Raw genomic sequence first — 21,863 nt, forward strand, 5'->3', positions numbered from 1 at the left:
CTGCTCACTGGTGCTTGTAGTGCTTGACGGACTGGTCCTTCGCGGCGGCATCCGCGAAACCCTGGATCTTCTTGATGGTCTCCGCGGGGGTGGCGCGCCCGGCCATCATCTCGCCGAGACCGGCGACACCGATCTGCTCCTTCTGGAGCTTGACGTACCAGTCCTGGAGACGCGGGTTGACGACGTTCGTCCCCGCCTTCTCCAGCGCGCCGACGGCGGACGTGAGGCCGGGGGTCAGCTCGATGCCGTCCGTGCCGCCGTTGTAGGCGGTCAGCGACTTCACCTGCGAGGTGAAGTTCTTGGACGACTCCTCGCTGAGCATGATGCGCAGCAACTCCATGCCACCCTGGGGGTTCTTGGCCTTCTGCGGCACGATGAAGGGCTCACCGCCGGACGCCCAGAGGGTACCGAAGGGCATCTTGTCGGAGGCGTCCATGCCGGACGGCGCGCCGACGGCGAGGTTGAAGTCGGCCGGCATGGTGTTGGCCGCCTCGTTCTCCACCCAGGAGCCGTTCGGGATGAAGAGGGCCTTGCCCTTGGTCCAGGCGGTCTGCGACTGGATGTGGTCGAGGCCGGGGGTGCCCTGAAGGATGTAGCCCTTCTTGAACAGCTCGTAGTACGCCTCGAAGGCCGTCTTGACGGCCGGGTCCTTCCAGGCGTTCGGCTCCAGGTTGTCGATCTTGTCGAGGACCTCGGTGCCGCCGATCTTGGCGATGAAGGGGTAGAGCGAGAACGGGATGTAGTACGGGTGCTTGCCCGCGTACGTCCAGCCCGCGATGCCCTTCTTCTTCGCCTTGGCGCAGAGCGCCAGCATGTCGTCCCAGGTCTCGGGGTAGGCCGCGTCGAGGTTCTCCAGCGCCTTCTGCGAGTACCAGACGCCGTAGACCGTGTACGCGTAGTACATGATCCAGACGGGGTCGCCGTCGAACTGGCCCATCTCCACGATGCCTGGGCGCAGGGTGTCGCGGACCTTCTTCGCCGGGTCGTCGTAGGACGGGGCGTCCATCAGGGCGGTGAGGTCGGTGAGCTGCTTCTTGCCCACCAGGACGCCCATGTCCATCTGTTCGGCGCCCGAGTTGTCGATCAGGTCCGGCGGGGTGCCGCCGTTGAACCTCGGCTGGAGGGTGGACTGGATCTTCTCGGTCGCCGCGTGCTTGACCTTCGGCGCCTTCGGGAAGGCCTTGTTGTACCGCTTCTCCGCGTCGATGGCGTACTGCTCGCCGAAGCCGCCGTTGAAGATGACGACATCGAGCGCCGCCGTCTCGTTGGCTCCGAGGGGGTTCTTCGCCGAGGTCTTGCCCTTCTCGACCTTCTCGTCGTTGTCACTGCCGCTGCTCGCGCAGGACGCCAGGAAACCCATGGTCGGCACGGTGATCAGGCCGACGGCGGCCGAGCGCTTGATCAGATCACGACGGTCCAGGCCCTCGTTGCTGTGAGCGGAGGTGGTTCCCATGCTCAAGTCCTCGCCTTCTCCAGGACTCAGGCGGTGTACCGGTCCCCGTCCTTCTCGCCTGAGGCAGAAGGGCCCCGCCACCGCGGTCGAATGAAGCTGGGTCGTGCAGGAGTGTGGTGCTGCTTTTCTGTCCGTTGTGCGGTTGAACGTCGTGCCTTTGTGTCTTTGCGCCTTGTGTCTTTGAGTCCTTGTACGTGGTGCCTTTGTACGTGGTGCCGTTGGCGCGATTGTCCGTCGAGCGGTTCCAGGTGTGCCGTTCCGCGTGGTGCTGTGCTACGTGATGCGGTGGTGCGTGATGCGGTGGTGCGTGATGCGGTGCTGCGTGACGCCCGAGGTGTGCGGCGCGAGTGTCGATCGGCGTATTGAACGGTGCGGGAAGTGGGAACCGCGCGGTGCGGCGGGAACGGCCCGAAGTCGGTGGCGTCGAGGTGCGTCGCGACGTCGCGGCACCCAACCGCCCTCCGTCTCCCGGTCCTTCACCGTGCGAAACCCGGCGGGGCGGACGCGACAGGTATAGTCCACTTCACGTCGACTGAGCAAGATCGAAAGCAGGTTTGGGCGGGAGTCTTTCCCGAGTTGAGACCTCGGACGAGTTTCGGGAACCCACGCGACATCCGTGCGGTTCGCTCCGCCTTATCCGGATCGCGCACGCCGCGATATCCGGCCCGCTCGCGCGCCCACGCCGTACCCGGTTGTCGGGATATTCGGCGAAACATGGGTGACACGCGTACGACACCATGGCCAGTTCCCGCCATCTCACTTCGGCAACACCCTTGACACCTTGCCTCTCTTGTACCACTACTTAACCGGCGCATGACTTTTGACAACGTTGTCCATCATGCTTCCGCAGGAGGAAGGCTCGGGATGCAGCGCACACCAAGACCCCGGCTCGCACGGGGCCGGCACGCCGCCCTCGCGGCCGTCGCGTCACTGCTGGTCGTCACCGCACCATCGGCGGCCGTGGCACAGCCCGCCAAGGCCGGCGCCCCCGAGGACGCGTTCACGTCCTCCTTCGAAGAGGGCGATGTCCAGCCGAACTGGCGCAATACGGTTGATACGGGAGCGGACGGGACCAAGCGCTCCTCGGGCGTGAACGGCGAGTTCGGCGCCGGCATCCCCGGCAATGTCACCGACCATGTCGTGGAGCTGCGGGCCAGCGACGAGAACAGTGACGGCGGTGAGGGCAAGGAGAACCTGGTCGACATCCAGTCGAGCACCAAGTGGCTGGCCTTCGAGCCGACCGCCTGGATCGAGTTCGACCTGGACGAGCCGGTCAAGGTCCTCACCTACGCGCTCACGTCGGCGAACGACCACGCCGAGCGCGACCCGAAGGACTGGACGCTCCAGGGTTCGGCGGACGGCAAGGACTGGAAGACCCTCGACACCCGGTCGGGCGAGACCTTCGCCCAGCGGTTCCAGACCAAATCGTACGACTTCGACAACTCGACGGCGTACGCGCACTACCGGCTGGACATCTCCAGGAACAACGGCGGGAGCGACGCCACCCAGCTCGCCGACGTCCAGTTCTCCGACGGCGACACCAGCACCCCGCCGCCGGCCGACATGCGCAGCCAGATCGACAGCGGCCCCGGCGGCTCCCCCACGGCCAAGTCCAACGCGGGCTTCACCGGCAAGCGGGCGCTGGAGTACGCCGGTTCGCACCAGCCCGACGGCCGGGCCTACTCGTACAACAAGGTCTTCGACGTCGACACCGTCGTACGCCCGAACACCGAGTTGTCGTACCGGATCTATCCGTCCATGCCGGAAACCGATCTCAACTACCCGGCCACCAACGTCTCGGTGGACCTCGCCTTCACCGACGGCACGTATCTGAGCGAGCTGAAGGCCGTCGACACGCACGGCGGCGCGATGAGCCCCCAGGGCCAGGGCGCGGCCAAGCGGCTGTACGTCAACCAGTGGAACGCGGTCGCCTCGGGGATCGGTTCGGTCGCCGCCGGAAAGACGGTGGACCGGATACTCGTGGCGTACGACTCGCCGAAGGGCCCGGCGAAGTTCCAGGGCTGGGTGGACGACATCACCCTGGCGGTGAAGGCGCCCGCGAAGCGTCTCGCGCATCTGTCGGACTACGCGTCCACCACGCGCGGCACCAACTCCAGCGGCTCCTTCTCGCGCGGCAACACCTTCCCCGCCACGGCCGTCCCGCACGGCTTCAACTTCTGGACCCCGGTGACCGACGCGGGCTCCACGAGCTGGCTGTACGAGTACGCGCGCGGCAACAACAGCGACAACCTCCCCACCCTGGAGGCGCTGTCCGCGAGCCACGAGCCGAGCCCCTGGATGGGCGACCGGCAGACCTTCCAGCTGATGCCGTCGACCGTGAGCGGCACACCGGACGCCGCGCGTTCGGCGCGCGCGCTGCCGTTCCGCCACGAGAACGAGATCGCCCGGCCGCACTACTACGGCGTGACGTTCGAGAACGGCCTCAAGGCGGAAATCACCCCGACGGATCACGCGGCGGCGATGCGCTTCACCTATCCGGGCGATGACGCGAGCGTGCTGCTCGACAACATCACCAACGCGGGCGGGCTGACGGTCGACGCGGCGAACCGGTCCTTCACCGGTTACTCCGACGTGCGCAGCGGTCTGTCGACGGGCGCCACCCGGATGTTCGTGTACGGCGTCTTCGACGCGCCGGTCACCGACAGCGGCAAACTGCCGGGCGGTGGCGGCAAGGACGTCACCGGCTTCCTGCGCTTCGACGCGGGCCAGGACCGTACCGTCAACCTGCGGATCGCGACCTCGCTGATCGGCGTCGACCAGGCGAAGAAGAACCTGGCGGACGAACTGCCCGCCGACCTCGGCTTCGAACGGGTCCAGAAGAAGGCGCAGCGGGCCTGGGACGACGTCCTCGGCACGGTGGAGGTCGAGGGCGCGACGCGGGACCAGCTCACGACGCTCTACTCCAGCCTCTACCGGCTCTACCTGTATCCCAACTCCGGTTTCGAGAACACGGGTACGGCGGCCAAGCCGCGGCAGCAGTACGCGAGCCCGTTCGTCCCGAAGATGGGCACGGACTCCCCCACCCACACCGGCGCGAAGATCGTCACGGGTGAGGTGTACGTCAACAACGGCTTCTGGGACACCTATCGCACGACCTGGCCCGCGTACTCGTTCCTGTCGCCGAAGCAGGCCGGGAAGATGGTGGACGGCTTCGTGCAGCAGTACAAGGACGGCGGCTGGATCTCCCGCTGGTCCTCCCCCGGCTACGCGGACCTGATGACCGGCACCAGTTCGGACGTGGCCTTCGCGGACGCGTACGTGAAGGGTGTGGACTTCGACGCGAAGGCGGCGTACGAGGCGGCGCTGAAGAACGCGACGGTGAAGCCGCCGAGTTCGGGTGTGGGCCGCAAGGGCATGGAGACGTCGCCGTTCCTCGGCTACGCCTCCACGGAGACCCACGAGGGCCTGTCCTGGTCCCTGGAGGGCTACCTCAACGACTACGGCATCGCGAAGATGGGCGAGAAGCTCTACGCGGAGACCGGCAAGAAGCGGTACCAGGAGGAGTCCGCGTACTTCCTCAACCGCGCCCGGAGCTATGTCTCGCTCTTCGACACGGAGGCCGGCTTCTTCCAGGGCCGTGACCTCAAGGGCGACTGGCGCGTCCCGAGCGGCGACTTCGACCCGCGGGTGTGGGGCTACGACTACACCGAGACCAACGGCTGGGGTTACGCCTTCACCGCCGCGCAGGACTCGCGGGGCCTGGCCAACCTGTACGGCGGTCGCGCCGGTCTCGGCGACAAGCTGGACGAGTACTTCGCGACGCCGGAGACCGCGTCGGCGGAGTTCGTCGGGTCCTACGGCGGCGTCATCCACGAGATGACGGAGGCGCGGGACGTCCGGATGGGCATGTACGGCCACTCCAACCAGGTCGCGCACCACGCCACGTACATGTACAACGCGGCCTCCCAGCCCTGGAAGACGCAGGAGAAGGTCCGCGAGGTGCTGGGCCGCCTCTACACCGGCAGCGAGATCGGGCAGGGCTACCACGGCGACGAGGACAACGGCGAGCAGTCGGCCTGGTACCTCTTCTCCGCCATGGGCTTCTACCCGCTGGTGATGGGCAGCGGGGAGTACGCGGTCGGCTCGCCGCTCTTCACGAAGACGACGGTGCACCTGGAGAACGGGAAGAAGCTCGTCGTCTCGGCGCCGAAGAACAGCGAGAAGAACATCTACGTGCGGGGCCTGAAGGTCAACGGCAAGGCGTGGAACTCCACGGCGCTGCCGCACGAGGTGCTCGCCGAGGGCGGCACGCTGGAGTTCGACATGGGCCCGGAGCCGTCGGCGTGGGGCACGGGCAAGGACGCGGCGCCGGTGTCGATCACCCAGGACGACCAGGCGCCGTCGCCCCGGACGGACGCGGTGAGCGGTCCGGGCGCGCTCTTCGACAACACCTCGAAGACGTCGGCCACGACGGACGGTCCGGTGGAGCTGCCGGTGCCGTCGGCGACGAAGGCGGTCCAGTACACGCTGACCTCGGCGACGGCCGCGACGGCACCCGCCGGGTGGGAACTCCAGGGCTCGTCGGACGGCACGTCCTGGCAGACCCTGGACAAGCGGTCGGGCCAGTCCTTCGCCTGGGACCAGCAGACCCGCGCGTTCACGGTGACCGCACCGGGCTCGTACGCGCACTACCGGCTGGTGACGAAGGGGCAGGCGACGCTGTCGGAGGTGGAGTTGCTGCGGTAGCGGCGTCGTGACATGACGAAGGGGCCGTTCCCCGCGCGCCGGGCGCGCGGGGAACGGCCCCTTCGTCGTCGGTCTACTTGCGGATCAGGCTGCGCAGCACGTACTGCATGATGCCGCCGTTGCGGTAGTAGTCCGCCTCGCCCGGGGTGTCGATGCGGACCACCGCGTCGAACTCCACGCCCGTGTCCGTGGTGACCTTGACCGTCGCCGGGGTCGGGCCGTCGTTGAGGGCGGTGACGCCCGTGACGCTGAAGGTCTCCTCGCCCGTCAGGCCGTACGACAGCGCCGAGGCGCCCTCCGGGTACTGGAGCGGCAGCACGCCCATGCCGATCAGGTTCGAGCGGTGGATGCGCTCGTACGACTCGGCGATGACGGCCTTGACGCCGAGCAGCGCCGTGCCCTTGGCCGCCCAGTCGCGGGAGGAGCCGGAGCCGTACTCCTTGCCCGCGAGGACGACCAGCGGGGTGCCGGCCGCCTGGTAGTTCTGCGAGGCGTCGTAGATGAAGGAGACCGGGCCGCCGTCGACCGTGAAGTCTCGGGTGTAGCCGCCCTCGGTGCCCGGCGCGATCTGGTTGCGCAGGCGGATGTTGGCGAACGTGCCGCGGATCATGACCTCGTGGTTGCCGCGGCGCGAGCCGTACGAGTTGAAGTCACGGCGCCCGACGCCGTGCTCCGTCAGGTAGGTGCCCGCCGGGGTGTCGGCCTTGATCGCGCCCGCCGGGGAGATGTGGTCGGTGGTGACCGAGTCGCCCAGCATGGCCAGCACGCGCGCGTCCGCGATGTCGGCGACCGGGGTCGTCTCCATCGTCATGCCCTCGAAGTACGGGGGCTTCCGTACGTAGGTGGACTGCGGGTCCCACTCGAAGGTGTTGCCGGTGGGGATCGGCAGCGCCTGCCACTGGGCGTCGCCCGCGAAGACATCCTGGTAGGACTTGCTGAACATGTCCTCGCCGATGGCGGAGGCGACGACCTCGTTGACCTCGGCCTCGGTCGGCCAGATGTCGGCCAGGTGGACCGCCTTGCCGTCCTGGTCCACGCCGATCGCGTCGCGGGTGATGTCCACCTTCATGGAGCCGGCGATCGCGTACGCCACGACGAGCGGCGGGGACGCCAGGTAGTTCATCTTGACGTCGGGGTTGATGCGGCCCTCGAAGTTGCGGTTGCCGGAGAGGACCGCGGCGACCGCCAGGTCGTTCTCGTTGACCGCGCGGGAGATCTCCTCGTCCAGCGGGCCGGAGTTGCCGATGCAGGTCGTGCAGCCGTAGCCGACCAGGTTGAAGCCGAGCTTGTCGAGGTACGGGGTGAGGTCGGCCTTGTCGAAGTAGTCCGTGACGACCTTCGAGCCGGGCGCCAGCGTCGTCTTGACCCACGGCTTGCGGGTGAGGCCCTTCTCGACGGCCTTCTTGGCGACGAGCGCGGCGGCGACCATCACGTACGGGTTCGAGGTGTTGGTGCAGGAGGTGATCGCGGCGACGGTCACGGCGCCGTGGTCGATCTCGTACGTCGAGCCGTCCGCGGCGGTGACCAGTGTCGGGCGGGTCGGCACGCCGTTGGCGGAGGCCGGCGAGTCGGACGCCGGGAAGGACTCCTTGCCCGCCTCCTCGTCGTCCGACACGTAGTTGCGCACGTCCCGCGCGAACTGCTCCTTGGCGTCGGCCAGGACGATGCGGTCCTGCGGGCGCTTGGGGCCGGCGATGGACGGGACGACGGTGGAGAGGTCGAGCTCCAGCTTCTCGGAGAAGTCGGGCTCGGCGGCCGGGTCGAGCCAGAGGCCCTGCTCCTTGGCGTACGCCTCGACCAGCGCGAGCTGCTGCGCGTCACGGCCGGTCAGCTTCAGGTACTTGATCGTCTCGTCGTCGATCGGGAAGATCGCGGCGGTCGAGCCGAACTCCGGCGACATGTTGCCGATGGTGGCGCGGTTGGCGAGCGACGTGGCGCCGACGCCCTCGCCGTAGAACTCGACGAACTTGCCGACGACACCGTGCTTGCGCAGCATCTCGGTGATGGTGAGGACCAGGTCCGTGGCGGTGGTGCCCGGGGTCAGCTCACCGGTCAGCTTGAAGCCGACGACGCGCGGGATGAGCATCGAGACGGGCTGGCCGAGCATCGCGGCCTCGGCCTCGATGCCGCCGACGCCCCAGCCGAGCACACCGAGGCCGTTGACCATGGTGGTGTGCGAGTCGGTGCCGACGAGGGTGTCGGGGTACGCCTGGCCACCGCGGACCATGACGGTACGGGCCAGGTGCTCGATGTTGACCTGGTGGACGATGCCGGTGCCGGGCGGGACGACCTTGAACTCGTCGAACGCGGTCTGGCCCCAGCGCAGGAACTGGTAACGCTCCCTGTTGCGGCCGTACTCCAGCTCCACGTTCTGCGCGAAGGACTCGGGCGTGCCGAACTTGTCGGCGATCACGGAGTGGTCGATGACCAGCTCGGCGGGGGCCAGCGGGTTGATCTTCGCCGCGTCGCCGCCGAGCTCCTTCACGGCCTCGCGCATGGTGGCGAGGTCCACGACGCAGGGCACGCCGGTGAAGTCCTGCATGATCACGCGGGCCGGGGTGAACTGGATCTCCTGGCTCGGCTGCGCCTGGGAGTCCCATCCGCCGACCGAACGGATGTGGTCGGCGGTGATGTTCGCGCCGTCCTCGGTACGGAGCAGGTTCTCCAGCAGCACCTTCAGGCTGTAAGGGAGGCGCGCTGAGCCCTCGACCTTGTCCAGCCGGAAGATCTCGTACGACTCGTCGCCCACGCGCAGCGTGCTGCGGGCGTCGAAGCTGTTCGCCGACACGACAGTCTCCTTCATGAATGTGCGCGTACTACCGCCCCGCGAGGCAGGTGCGGCTGACGCCGCGCGGTGCCGCCAACGGGGTGCTCGCCAATCCGCTAAGGTAAGGCTTAGTTAGGTGGGCCTTACTGTCCGGCGGCCGCGGTACGCCTTCGGCAGATATCTCGATGTCGAGATAACTCTAGTACATGACCGCTACGAGGTCATGCTCGGGCACCTGTGATCTTTCGCGTGGGCTTTCACGCTCATCGCGTACTCCTTCTTGTACCCCTTCTCGTGCCCCTCTCGCGTCGAAGGGCGCGCGGGCTTCCGCGCGGCAGCCCGCCGGGGCGGGCGCCGGCGGGCGGCGACGAGGGCCCCGGCGGCGCGCTCGCGGACGGCGGCGCGGCCACGGGTACGGGCTCCCGGCGAGCGATCCGGGGCGGCTCCCGTACGCGAACAGAGATGACTCTCCGTCAATGTCCGCGCCGGCATACATGGATGGCCGCGCACGGGTAACCCGTACTCCCGACAGGGCTTCGCCCCAGGGCCTACTTGAGGAGATCACGGTGCCGATCACATTCCGTAAGAGTTTCCAGATCCTGCCGGGCGTACGGCTCAACATCAACAAGCGGTCGTGGTCCATCACGACCGGCGGCAAGAACGGACCGCGCCACACCCGGAGCAGCACCGGGCGGCGGACCACGTCGATGGACCTGCCGGGCCCCTTCGGCTGGCGCAAGACGACGACGAAGCGCCGCGGCCACTGAGCCGCCGCACGGCCCGGCGAGCGCCCCACGGGGCCCGAGCCGTTCATCCGCCCGACGGTTCCCGTTCGGCGGTACGCGGCTCGCCGGGAGGCGCCCGGCGGGGTGACGATGATGAGCGGGGTACGCGGGGCGCGTACCCCGCTCCGTGCGTCCGTCGCGGGTTTGGACGACCGCCGCGCTCCGTAGGGTCTGTCGCGATCCGCACGGCCGCCGTTCGCCCGACCGCCTATCACGAATGGCGCAACTCAACAGGTTCCTCATCTCACATATGAGATAGCCTCGCCGTATGGCAGACGACTACCTCGTACGCATCGGCAAGCTCATTCGTGACGCGCGTCAGCATCGGGGCTGGACACAGACCCAGCTCGCGGACGCGCTGGCCACCAGTCAGAGCGCGGTCAACCGGATCGAGCGCGGCAATCAGAACATCAGCCTTGAGATGATCGCCCGCATCGGCGAGGCACTCGACAGCGAGATCGTGTCGCTCGGCTACGCCGGGCCGATGCATCTGCGGGTGGTGGGCGGACGCCGGCTCTCCGGCTCCATCGACGTCAAGACGAGCAAGAACGCCTGCGTGGCGCTGCTCTGCGGATCGCTGCTCAACAAGGGCCGCACGGTGCTGCGCCGGGTGGCGCGGATCGAAGAGGTCTACCGGCTCCTCGAAGTGCTCAACTCCATCGGTGTGCGCACCCGTTGGATCAACGACGGCATGGATCTGGAGATCGTCCCGCCGGCCGAGCTGGACATGGCGGCCATGGACGCGGACGCCGCCCGCCGTACGCGCTCGATCATCATGTTCCTCGGTCCACTGCTGCACCGGATGGACAGCTTCCTGCTGCCGTACGCCGGCGGCTGCGACCTCGGCACGCGCACCATCGAGCCGCACATGATCGCGCTGCGCCGCTTCGGCCTGGACATCACCGCGACCGAGGGGCTGTACCACGCGGTGGTCGACCGCTCCGCCTCGCCGGACCGGCCCATCGTGCTGACCGAACGCGGCGACACGGTCACGGAGAACGCGCTGCTCGCCGCCGCGCGGCACGACGGCGTCACCGTGATCCGCAACGCGTCGTCGAACTACATGGTCCAGGACCTGTGCTTCTTCCTGGACGCGCTCGGTGTCCGGGTCGAGGGCGTCGGCACCACCACGCTCACCGTGCACGGGGTGCCCACCATCGACACCGACGTGGACTACTCCCCCTCCGAGGACCCGGTCGAGGCGATGAGCCTGATCGCCGCGGCGGTGGTGACCGAGTCCGAGCTGACGATCCGCCGGGTGCCGATCGAGTTCCTGGAGATCGAACTCGCGGTGCTGGAAGAGATGGGCCTGGACCACGACCGTACGCCCGAATACCCGGCGGACAACGGCCGTACGCGGCTCGTGGACCTGACCGTACGGCCCTCGAAGCTGGAGGCGCCGATCGACAAGATCCACCCGATGCCCTTCCCGGGCCTGAACATCGACAACGTCCCCTTCTTCGCGGCGATCGCCGCCGTCGCACAGGGCAAGACCCTGATCCACGACTGGGTCTACGACAACCGTGCCATCTACCTCACCGACCTCAACCGCCTCGGCGGCCGGCTCCAACTCCTCGACCCCCACCGGGTTCTGGTCGAGGGCCCGACCCGCTGGCGCGCGGCGGAGATGATGTGCCCGCCGGCCCTGCGCCCGGCCGTGGTGGTCCTGCTGGGGATGATGGCGGCGGAGGGCACGTCGGTGCTGCGCAACGTGTATGTGATCAACCGGGGTTACGAGGATCTGGCGGAGCGGCTGAACTCGGTGGGCGCGCAGATCGAGATCTTCCGCGACATCTGAGGTGCGGATGCCGCCGCGCCCGGTCCGACCTGCCAACCGGTGTGCCAGGAAGGGGCGGCGGCAGCTCCGGGACTCCTCCGGGACTTCGGGCCCTCGGCGGGCCAGGAGCCGAGCTGGGCAGTCTCCGCCGACCGGCGCGGCCACGCTAAGACCACGTCGATGGCGGCGCTGCCTCGTGCGCCGGGGCGGGGCAGGAAGTGGGAGTACTTCCGCAGCGTGAACCCGGGGGTCGAAGTGCCCCGGCCGACCGGCACCCCGGACCTCCGGACCTCCTTTCGACAATCGATCCATACGACTGCCGAAGGTTCGACTCCCACAGAAGGCCAGGTCAAAGCCCTCTCAAGGCCGAACAGGGCTTGGCGCCGGTTTTCGTTCCGATGGCCCACACACCCCAATCCGCCGCGGGTCACGCGCCACGAGACGCCCCATGATCGGCGGCGGTCAGGCGGGGCGGCCCCCACGGACGCCCCGACAGTTGGCCGCACGACCAACGCGTGACCAACAACGGCCAGGAACAGGCAGAAACGCCCTGATGGAGTCCGATCCAGACGGAAAGCGACAACCACCACTCGGACGATAAACTGCCTGATCAGAGGGCCTTCGCGCCTCGGACAGGCCAGGTGTGGCAACCCCGGGCGCCTTCCCCCTCCCCGGATGCAAACCGCCTCGGCCACCGGCACCGAGAGGCCGCCGGTCGAAATCGACTCGCCACCCAGGAACCACACCGTGAAGCCGCTCCGAATTGAGAACTCTTCGAATCGGCTCGCACACTCTTCGTTGTGCCAAGGCACCGAATTCGGGTACGTGAAGGCCACCCGCAGGCGTCCGTTCCCCCACTCAACTAGGCTTGAAAACTGAAGTAAATCGGATGAGACAGGGAGGCGGCGTGTGATGGCGAAGGTACTTTTCATCGTGAGCGGGGCGACGTATTGGACACTCAAGGACGGCACCAGACATGCGACCGGCTACTGGGCCGAGGAATTCGCGATGCCGTACAAGAAGATCACGGAAGCCGGCCACGAGGTGGTGGTGGCGACTCCTGGTGGTGTGACCCCGAACGTCGACATGATGAGCCTGCGGCCCTCCATGGCGGGCGGTGAGGACGGGGCCCTGGAACTGGAGACCATCATCCGTTCCGCGGAGGAGATGCGGCGGCCGATCATGCTGTCGGACGTCCGCCTCGACGACTACGACGCGGTCTACCTGCCCGGCGGCCACGGCCCCATGGCGGATCTGGCGTGGGACGCCGACGTAGGCCGACTGCTGACGGAACAACTCGCCTCGGGCAGACCGCTGTTCATCGTGTGCCACGGCCCCGCCGCGATGCTGGCCACCAGGATCCACGGCGCGTCGCCCTTCAAGGGCTACCGAATCACCTGTTTCACCAACGAGGAAGAAGCAGGCGTCGGTCTGGCCTCTCGGGCCACCTGGCTGCTGGAGACCGACGTGAAGGAGAAGGTCGGTGTCGACTTCAGCCGCGGTCCGATATGGGAGCCGTACCTGGTGGAAGATCGCAACCTCGTCACGGGGCAGAACCCCAACTCGGCCGCGGTCCTGGCCGACCGGCTCCTGGAAATCGTGAAGTGATTCGGCTCGGGGCGATTCCTCACAGGCGAAGCTCGTAGAGGGCGTCCCGAACGCCCTGGATCAGGTCCGGCCCGGCATCGGCTCGGCGAGTGCTGCCCGCCATTCAGGCGCGGCGAAGACGTCCCCGAAGAACTGGGTCTCGTGGACCACGTGGCCGCCGGAAAATTCCATGATGCTCACTGAATGGGTGGGCACCCTGTCGTAGGTGATGACGCATTCGCTCACCCACAGATTCCCGCCGCCGACAATCCGGCGGACGGTGAAATGCCGATCGGCGGGGTGCCCGCCACGTTGCGCCGAAATCTTTGCGCGGCCTCGGAATCGTTCCCCTGATTGTGGATAGTCGAGGATCGCGTCCGCAGCGTAGATGGCGTGCTCGGCTTCGGTGTCCCCACGTTCCGATGCCCGCCAGTGGTCGTTGAGCGCGGCCCTGACCCGGTTGTCCGGATCTCCATCCATTCTCTTGTCCTTCTGTAGCCGGCCGGGAGTGATCCGGGGACCTGGAAGCGGACGTTCGGCCATCATCCGATCACGAGGCTCGTCGGCCACGGGGCAGGCGGGGCCGGTGGGCCGCGTGAGACGGCCCTATTCGGTGCTCCCACCGCACCGCACCGCATCGCACCGCATCGCACCGCATCGCACCGCATCCAAAGTGCGGACGGCCGGAACAGGATCCGGACCATGTACGGGCCGACGTCGCCCCTGCGGGGAGCGCCAATGGACGACAGCCATTTTTCAGATCGACAGCGACGAAGACCTCTTCCGCGTCATACCGTTTACTACGAACCGGCCGGCCGCAATCGTTCGGTACCTGCCGCCGGATGACGACCGGGGAAAGCCCGAGGGGCGGCCGGAGAAGTTCTCCGGCCGCCCCTCGGCGCATTGCGCCACGTGTGTCAGTGGCGACGGTGTCCGTCGTAGTAGCCGCCGAGCCGCTCGTGATAACCGGCGTCTCCGACGTGCTTGTCCTTGTCGAACTCAGGGGAGTCCTTGATCTGCTCCTTGGTGAGGTCGACGTGGATCTTCCGCTCCTCCTGGTCGATCGAGCGGACCGTACCGGCAGGCAGCAGGACGTGCTTGCCGAAGATCCAGACACCCGTGTCGACCACCAGGTACGAGGAGTCGACATCGTCCGAGTGCTTGTCCACCTTGCCGATGCTGCCGTCGGTCGCCTCGACCTTGTACCCGATCAGATCGGTACCCGAGGTGCGGCCGGCGGTCGGCTGGTATCCCCACATGTTGTCACTCATCAAACGTCTCCCTTTTACCTAGAAAAGCTCATCCAGCAATAGCGCCCGGATGAATTTCACGCCGTGTCCCCCGACTGCGGCGCGTCCCTCTCAGTTCTTCGTGTGCCCGAGGATCCGGGGCTCACACATGTGTCACCGTGTTGAAATTCACCATGGTCAGGGCGTTTTGAGTGCGCATCAGGCGCTGGGCGCCGGAGGACAGGGGAAAATACGCGCGAGAGGAAGAATGAAAATTCAATCTTGGTCAGCCCGCGCCGCTGCGTGGCCGCTGATCGATTTATCTGGTCTGCACCGGCTCGGAAATCGGAGAGGCCCCGTCGGAAACGACGGGCCGCCGGGGTCATAAATCCGTTACGGTTTCCGGGGATTCCGAGGGGAACCGGATGCGGCCCCACGGCCCCGGCCGACCGGCAGCGGCAGCGGCAGCGGCAACGGCAGCGGCAACGGCAACGGCAACGGCAACGACAACGACAACGACAACGACAGTGGTCAACAGGGCGTACCTGGGTGGGCGGGCGGCGCGTCGTCCGTGAGAACCGTGTCCGGGAGGACCGTGGCCGCGAGATCCGCCTTCGTCCTGGGCGAGCCGACGACGACCGGTCTCTGACCGTTCATGAGCGCCTCGAAGCCGTCTTTGGCCATCCGGACCGGGTCGCTCTCCTTCTCCTGTCCGATCCTGGCGTCCGCCGTGCCGGTGTTCCCGGAGAGTTCCGTCCCCGTGGGGCCAGGGCTGGGCATCAGCGCGGTGACGGTCACCCCGGCGTCCCGCAGTTCGTCCCCCAGGGCTTCGGCGAAGGACCGCGCGAACGACATCGACGCGAGGCGCACGGCCTGGTGGGAGGCCGGCACCGTCGGGGCGAGCTGCGAGGTGAACAGGACCCTCCCCTCGCGCCGTGCGGCCATCTCGGGAAGGAGACGCTTCGCGAGCGCCACCGTCGAAATGATGTTGAGGTCGACGAGACGTATCTCGTCGGCCAGTCCGGTCCGGACGAACGGTCCGCCCCCGCCGACACCGGCGTTGAGTACGGCGACGGCGACCGGCCGTCCCAGGGCGGTGAGCCTCTCGTACAGCAGGCCCACACCACCGGGCGCCGAGAGATCGACCTGAACGGCGTCGGCGTGCGCACCCATGGCGCGAATCTCGTCCGCCGCCCGGCGCAGTTCGTCGTCCGCCGCCGCCAGCAGGAGGGCGTACCCGTTCTCGGCGAGCAGCTTGGCCAGCTCGAATCCGACGCCGCTGGAAGCGCCGGTGACCAGGGCAAGAGGGCTGGTGTCCTTCATGGCCCCCCGAGTACCCAAAGCCGTGCCAGGCAGACGCGCCGGGAGTTCCCAGCTCCGGCCCGCGTCTCCGCAAGGCCCGCCCGCACCGGCCCGCACCGGCCCGGGTGGGCCCGGGTGGGGGCGTGGGTGCGTGGGCGCGTGGGCGAACAGTCCGACGGGCGCACGGACGGACGGACGGGCGGCCGGGCGGACAGGCGGGCGGCCGGACAGGCGGGCGGCCGGACACCGCCTGCGCGGCCCGGCACCGGGGCGGCACCGGGGCGGCTTTCACCTGGAGGGGCCGACTGTCAGTGGCTGGCACTAGCGTTCACGCCACGGTGCAGCGGGACCGCGACGTGGGCGGTTCACGTGTGCCGCCGTGCGGATCGTGGAGGATGGGGACCAATGGGTTGGCTGTCGGCGGGCGACGGGTACGAAGTCGCTCTGGTGGAGGGCCGGGTGACCGCGAGGGCCACCTCGGGGCGGGCGGCGGGGCGGCAGTTGAAATCGCTGCCGAAGGCGGTGCGGGAGCATCCCGAGACCGACCGGCTGCGCCGGTTCGCCGAGTGGCTGGACCGGCACGCGGCGGCGTGTGTGGCGCAGGTGGACACCTGGATGGTGTCGTCGTTGCCGGTGCCGACCGTGCTGCTGGCCCGGGTGTGGCCGGACGAAGCGTGGCAGTCGGCGCTCCGGGACCTGGTGGTGGTCGGCGAGGACCCGGACGACGTGGGTTTTCTGCGGGACGCCACGGACGCCGGTGAGCTGCGGATGGTGAACCTCGACGGGGAGACCGTCCGGCTGTCTCCGCTGACCGTGACGCTGCCGCACCCGGTGCTGCTGCCGGATCTGGAAGATCTGCGGGAGTTCGCGGCGGAGCTGGGGGTGAGTCAGCGGGTGGAGCAGATCCACCGGGCCACCTGGCTGAAGCCGGACGGCCTCGCGGAGAAGGCCGTCGAGATAGGTGAGTTCGCGGGCGGCAGGTACGACTCACGGTTCGGACTGGCCGCGCGGGCCACGTCGCTGGGCTACCGGGTGTCGGGCGGCTACGCGACCTGCCGGGTGCGGGACGCCGGGCGCAGTGTCGAGGCGGCGGTGTGGATCGGTGAGCCGTACTGGGACGGGGACACCGAGACCGGCGCCCTGAGCTGGAGTGACGAGGACGGCCGGACGCTGCGGACGGCCGATGTGGGCCCGGTGGCCTGGTCCGAGGGGATGCGCATGGCCGCGGCGCTGTACGCCGGCCGCAAGGTCGAGGAGGGCAAGGGCGCATGAGTGACACGGGGATCGTTCCGGCGGCGGAAGCCGCCGAACTGCTGGCGAACGGGGCGGTGTTGCCGCCGGGCACGGAGGGCGGCGGTGAGCGCGCGGTGCCGCTGACCGCCCGTGCGTACCGGCACCCGGGTCTGGACGACCGGGTGGTCGTGCGGCTGGTCGCGGCCGAGCTGGGCGCGGCGGAGGATCTGGCCGCCGGTTTCCTCGGCCTGGTGCCGGACGGTGAGCCGGCCGAGGTCGGGATCGGGCTGCGGCAGTCGCTGGGCTTCCCGGAGTGGGTGCTCGTGCACCACCCGGCGGACGGCCACCACGCGCTGGGCGTGGTACCGGAGCTGGACCGGATCGCACGGCAGGCCAGGACCAAGCCGAAGGCGGCGCTGGACGCCTACCAGCTGCTGGCCGGGCAGCTCGCCGCCGCTGTCCCGCACTTCCTGCCGACGTTCTACGAACAGGCCGGGCGGGTGTTCCTGGGGGTGGAGAACGCCACGTACGCCGCCCAGATGTTCACCCGGGCGCGCAGGGCCGAGGCCGAGCACGGGCTGACGGTCGACGAGGACCGGCTGGACGGGGTGTTCCTGGAGTTCGCGCTGGCCGGGGCGCTGCCGGTGAAGGTGATGTCGGGGTACGCGAAGGAGCTGGCCGCCCGGGTGCCGGCGCCGGAGGCGTTCGGCCGGTTCCGGCGGCTGTGCGTGCGGCGTACGGCGGGCGGGCTCCAGCCGGCCGCCTCGATGGCGGGCGAGCTGCGCAAGCTGGCGAAGGCCGCGGGCCTGGACCCGGTGGCGGAGGAAGGGGCGTATCTGGCCGAACTGCTGGCGCTGCCCGCCACGTTGCGGGCGGCGGCCGGCTGGTGGAAGGCGCACGGTCCGGCGCTGGCGGCGCTGGCCCGGCGGGAGCCCGCGGTCCGGGGGACGCTGCTGGACCTGATGCCCACGAACACCGACGCGGGGCTGCCGGGACTGTGGCTGGAGGTGCTGGAGTCCTCGGGAGCCACCGCCGGGCTGTGCGACGCCGCGCTGCCCGCCGAGGAACGCCCGGGAGACGGCGCCTCGGGCTGGTTCCGCCGGTTCCTGGCGTTCCGGGGGCGCGGGTGGTACCGGCGGGACCGGCTGCCGGGGCTCTACCCGCTGGTGGAACTGATGGCCGACCGGCTGCGGGCCGAACTCGCGGCTTCGGGGGAGGCGTTGCCGGTCACGGACAGCGATGTGGACCTGCTGGACCTGCTGCTGACACTGGGTGTGCCGGTGGCCGATCCCAAGAAGGACACCACGCTGAACCTGGTGGCGTGGGCGGAGCACGAGGACCGCCGCGAGCTCGTCGCGCTGGAGGCCGACGCCCGCTTCCGGCCCGCGTTCCGGAGTGGGGCCGACCGTCTCGGGAGCGACCGGTCCGGTACGGGGGCCCTGCGCGCGCTGACCCGGTCCCCCGGCGGACGCCCGATGCTGACGGAATGGGTGCGCGGGGTGGTCTCGCGCTTCTCCGCCGCGGGACTGCCCCGGCTGCCCGACGAGCTGGGCCGGCTGGCCTGGCTGCCGGGCTGGACGCTGGCCCTCGCGGAGGAGGAGGCGCGCGCCGCCGCCCGGACCGATCTCACCCCGGCCCTCGTCCGGACCCTGCGGGCGGGCCTGTTCGACGAACTGGGCTGGCCCGCCTGGGAGGAGGCCGCCGCGGCCCTCGTACCGGCGAAGGACATCGACGACCTGGTGGTCGCGGACGCCTGGCCGTATCTGATCACGTCGGGCTCCTCGCAGGTCCGGGTGCTCGGTACCGAGGGCACCGTCCTCACCCACGACCTGCGGATCCCGGCCGACGACCGCTACGGCAACGCCGGCTGCCACTACGTGGACGGCGAACTGCTCGTCCAGTGGCGCTCCCGCGCCGCGGACGGCGGGCTGCGCGGCTACTGGCAGCACTCCGCCGACCGCCAACGGACCATGGAGGGACCGGAACCCCGGGGCACCCGGGTCAACTGGCTCGGCGATCTCGGCGCCGTCACCCTCCCGCTGCCCGGCGGCGGCCGGACCACCGGGCGCGGTGTGGTGCACCGGGGCGACAGCGCCGTACCCCACGAACGGCCGGTCATCAGCGACGGCCACTCGCTGTGGGTGTGGGGCTGGCAGGAGGACTATCACTCCACCGTCGGCTGGTACGAGTACGACCCGGTCACCGGCGAGCGCGGCCGGCGGAGCATGCCCGGCTTCCTCGCCGACGCGACTCGCACCGCCCCGGCGGGAAGCACCTTCCGCACCGGCTGGGTGCTGCCCGCGCCGTCGGCCGAGGCCGGTCCGGGCGGATCCCCGGTCGACGGGCTGCTCGGCTGGCGGGTGGTGGAGCTGGCCGACGGTTCGTTCCGCGGCGAGGACCTGGCGGGCACCACCGTCACCGTGCCCGCCGGCATCGGACAGCCGGCGCGCGCCCTGCTCTTCCCGGGGAGCGACCGCCCCACGGCCGTCGTCCAGAACAACTACACCGTCAGCCTCGTCGACCAGGACGGCGTCGTCACGACGACGGCGAAGACGGACAACAGGCCCGGAACGTTCGCGGCGGGCACCCTCGTGCTGCCGCCGCTGCGCCACTGGCACTGCCTGCGCCCCCGCGACCCGCAGGGCTCCGGGGCACTGCGCCGCCTCGACGGTGCGACGGCGGCGGGCCTGCTGACGGCCGCCGCCGAGGAGCAGAAGCGGGAGCGGGCGAACAAGGCCGACAAGGCCGATCCGCTCGCGTTGCCCGCGCTGGTCCGTGAGCTGCTGCCGCAGGTCAGCCATGACGCGCTGGTGACGGGCATCGTCTCGGTGGTGCGGTTCGCGGCCACCCAGCAGCTCGCGCTGGACGCGGTGGCGGAGCGGCTCGACAAGGATCTCGCGGTCGGGCGGGCGGAGGACACGGAGCCGACCGGGCCCGCCGACCCGGTGCTCCGCGAGGCCCTCAACGGCCTCGGCCTCGTCAACGACTCCTGGTGGGGTGCCGAGGGTTCCGACCTGGTCTGCCGCCAGCTGCGCTTCGTCGGGCAGCAGCTGCGCGACCCCGCCGAGCCGGATCCGGCGGTCCGGCTGCACCTCGACGGACCGGAACTGCCGTGGGCCAGGCTGAACTGGACGTCCCTTCCCGACCTGCCCGCCACGGCGGCGTTCCGGGCGGCGTCCGTGACCACCGCGCCGGACCACCGGGAGACGCTGGGGCAGCTCCTGCGCGAGCTGGACGCCCAGGGCCTGGCGGTCGTCGGGCCCGACCGGTGGCGCCGGTTCGAACTGCGTCTCGACGGCGCCCTGTTCACGGCGGCCGACGGCCGGCAGCGCGCCACCTCCACGCCGGGGCTGCTCCGGCTGGGCTCGGGCGCGTTCCTGGCCTTCGTGAACGACCGCGCGGACACCGGCAGTTGCGAGTTCACCGCGCTCTTCCACGACCCGGCCGGGCAGTTCGAGGTCCCGGCGCCGTACACCGTGGTCTCCTCGGCTCCGGTCGGCCAGGCCGGGGACCCGGGCCGGCTGGGCGCGTTCCTGACCGAGCTGACCGAGCGCGGTCCGGCGCCCTGGTTCCCGGAGGCGGCCGAGGAGTTCAGCCGGCTCACCGGGGTCACCGGCACGACGGCCCGGCTGATCGTGGCCGGCTTGCCGCAGATGGACGTCTACGGGCGGTCCTTCCTGCCGACCGAGGCACGGACCGCCATCGGCGTGAAGGTGGCCGACGCCGCCCTGGCCAAGGACGAACTCGGCGGACTGAAACACCGCGTGCGGCGCGCCGTCGTCGCGGCGCTGCTGCCCGCCGAACCGGCACGGCTCTGGACGGACGGGCCCGACGTGCGCGCCGCCGCCGAGGTCTGGAACGCCCGGGTGGGCCGGCGGGCCGCCGTCCCCGAAGCGCTGCTCACGGAGGCGGCCCGCGCGGTGCGGACCAACTGGAGGCCGAGCCGGTGCCTGCCCGCGCTCCTCGACCCGGCCGGCGAACGGCAGTTGAGCCGCGATCTGGAGTGGCAGGTCTCCGGCGACCGGGTCGCCCCGGTCGGCGGGAGCGCCACCGGCTTCACGGCCGGCACGCTGTTCGGCGCCGTCACCCTGTCCGCCTGGCTCGCCCACCGGCTCCCGGCCGGCGACCCGATCAGGGCGGCGCTGCCCGCGGCCCTCACCGCCGTACGGGAGCGGCTGGCCCACCCCGGGCTGATGCTCGACCTCAACCGGTACGTCAGTCTGCCCGACTTCCGGAAGGTGGCGGGCGCCCCGACCGAGACCGGCGAGGGCTACGAGCGGTACGGGGCCGTCGTCATGGCGACCGCGGACAACCAGCCCTCCCCCGGCATCCGCCCGGCTCTGCTGGACGCGGCCGGACATGATCCGTACCTGGCCGCCCTGCGCGCCGACGACGAGCCCTTCCCGGCGGAGGCGGCGCTGCGCATCGCCCACGACCCGCGCTTCGAAGCCCTCCTCGCCGGCCCCGGCGACCCGTCGGCGGGTGAGCGGGACAAGGAGGGCGTGTGGTGGCCGCAGGATCCGGCCCGCTCGGTGCCCGACCTGGTCGGTGAGGCGGCGAAGGAGTACGGCATCGGGGAGGACGCCGCGGTGCTCTATCTGATGCTGCTGGCGATGCCCGACCCGACCGACCGCAACACCGCGCGGTGGTCCGGCTGGCCGTCGCGCCGGGGCGGGGCCGCCCGCCTCAAGGCGGCGCGCGCCGAACTGGCCGCCACCGACCTGGTCGTGGAGGCCGGACGCGCCCGTGCCGGGCGTTCGCTCTTCCTGCCCGGCGGCTGGACCGACCCCGGGTCTCCCGTCCTGCCGCTGGAGCAGTGGAAGCTGCCGCTGTACGGCGTGGTCGTCGGCGGGAAGGCGGCGCTCGGCGTGATCGTGCCGACCGAACCGGTCGCCGATCTCTACCGCCGGGCCTGGCGGCGGGTCCGGGAAGGTGACGGCCCGCGCTTCCAGGAGCTGAAGGTCAGGCGCGGCCGGCGCCACTGAGCCGGGGTTCACGGGGTGCGGTGCCGGACGACCCGGCG

General features: G+C 69.9%; 11 protein-coding genes. 6 read left to right on the forward strand and 5 right to left on the reverse strand.

Translation table 11 applies throughout. The annotated features are described in order from the left end of the window. Positions 1 to 4: 4 nt before the first annotated feature. Positions 5 to 1,453, reverse strand: a complete 1,449-nt coding sequence (gene ngcE, locus OG875_RS05570; RefSeq protein ID WP_330173113.1) for an N-acetylglucosamine/diacetylchitobiose ABC transporter substrate-binding protein — start codon at positions 1,451 to 1,453, stop codon at positions 5 to 7. Positions 1,454 to 2,317: 864 nt separating this feature from the next. Here ngcE and OG875_RS05575 point away from each other — a divergent pair. Continuing rightward, positions 2,318 to 6,160: a GH92 family glycosyl hydrolase gene (locus OG875_RS05575; protein WP_330173114.1), complete on the forward strand. Its 3,843-nt coding sequence runs from the start codon at positions 2,318 to 2,320 to the stop codon at positions 6,158 to 6,160. Between the two features lie 73 nt (positions 6,161 to 6,233). Here the strand turns inward: OG875_RS05575 and acnA are convergent, their stop codons facing one another. Further along, complete coding sequence (gene acnA / locus OG875_RS05580) at positions 6,234 to 8,948, reverse strand: aconitate hydratase AcnA (protein WP_330177610.1); 2,715 nt, start codon at positions 8,946 to 8,948, stop codon at positions 6,234 to 6,236. Positions 8,949 to 9,493: 545 nt separating this feature from the next. Between acnA and OG875_RS05585 the strand changes: the two genes are divergently transcribed. From OG875_RS05585 to OG875_RS05595, 3 genes are all read left to right on the forward strand, one after another. Then, positions 9,494 to 9,694: a DUF4236 domain-containing protein gene (locus OG875_RS05585; protein WP_330173115.1), complete on the forward strand. Its 201-nt coding sequence runs from the start codon at positions 9,494 to 9,496 to the stop codon at positions 9,692 to 9,694. A 286-nt stretch (positions 9,695 to 9,980) separates the two neighbouring features. Beyond that, entirely contained in the window at positions 9,981 to 11,510 is a 1,530-nt protein-coding gene (locus OG875_RS05590) for a helix-turn-helix domain-containing protein (RefSeq protein ID WP_330173116.1), read from the forward strand. Positions 11,511 to 12,401: 891 nt separating this feature from the next. Continuing rightward, on the forward strand, positions 12,402 to 13,097 hold the full coding sequence (locus tag OG875_RS05595) for a type 1 glutamine amidotransferase domain-containing protein (protein WP_330173117.1): 696 nt from the start codon (positions 12,402 to 12,404) through the stop codon (positions 13,095 to 13,097). A gap of 60 nt (positions 13,098 to 13,157) precedes the next feature. Here the strand turns inward: OG875_RS05595 and OG875_RS05600 are convergent, their stop codons facing one another. From OG875_RS05600 to OG875_RS05610, 3 genes are all read right to left on the reverse strand, one after another. Next, on the reverse strand, positions 13,158 to 13,556 hold the full coding sequence (locus tag OG875_RS05600; RefSeq protein ID WP_330173118.1) for a nuclear transport factor 2 family protein: 399 nt from the start codon (positions 13,554 to 13,556) through the stop codon (positions 13,158 to 13,160). A 437-nt stretch (positions 13,557 to 13,993) separates the two neighbouring features. Further along, positions 13,994 to 14,347, reverse strand: coding sequence for a PRC-barrel domain-containing protein (locus tag OG875_RS05605; protein WP_330173119.1), 354 nt, complete (start codon positions 14,345 to 14,347; stop codon positions 13,994 to 13,996). Positions 14,348 to 14,836: 489 nt separating this feature from the next. Beyond that, on the reverse strand, positions 14,837 to 15,628 hold the full coding sequence (locus OG875_RS05610) for an SDR family NAD(P)-dependent oxidoreductase (RefSeq protein WP_330173120.1): 792 nt from the start codon (positions 15,626 to 15,628) through the stop codon (positions 14,837 to 14,839). A 384-nt stretch (positions 15,629 to 16,012) separates the two neighbouring features. On the opposite strand from OG875_RS05610, the gene OG875_RS05615 reads away from it, so the two are divergent. Together OG875_RS05615 and OG875_RS05620 are read left to right on the forward strand one after the other, a co-directional pair. Further along, positions 16,013 to 16,879 carry a DUF4132 domain-containing protein gene (locus OG875_RS05615; protein WP_330173121.1) on the forward strand — a complete coding sequence of 289 codons (867 nt, stop codon included), beginning with the start codon at positions 16,013 to 16,015 and terminating at the stop codon, positions 16,877 to 16,879. Beyond that, positions 16,876 to 21,825 carry a DNA-binding protein gene (locus OG875_RS05620; protein WP_330173122.1) on the forward strand — a complete coding sequence of 1,650 codons (4,950 nt, stop codon included), beginning with the start codon at positions 16,876 to 16,878 and terminating at the stop codon, positions 21,823 to 21,825. Before OG875_RS05615 ends, OG875_RS05620 begins: the two co-directional genes overlap by 4 nt. Positions 21,826 to 21,863 lie beyond the last annotated feature (38 nt).

The organism is Streptomyces sp. NBC_01498 (genome assembly GCF_036327775.1).
Classification (GTDB): Bacteria; Actinomycetota; Actinomycetes; order Streptomycetales; family Streptomycetaceae; genus Streptomyces.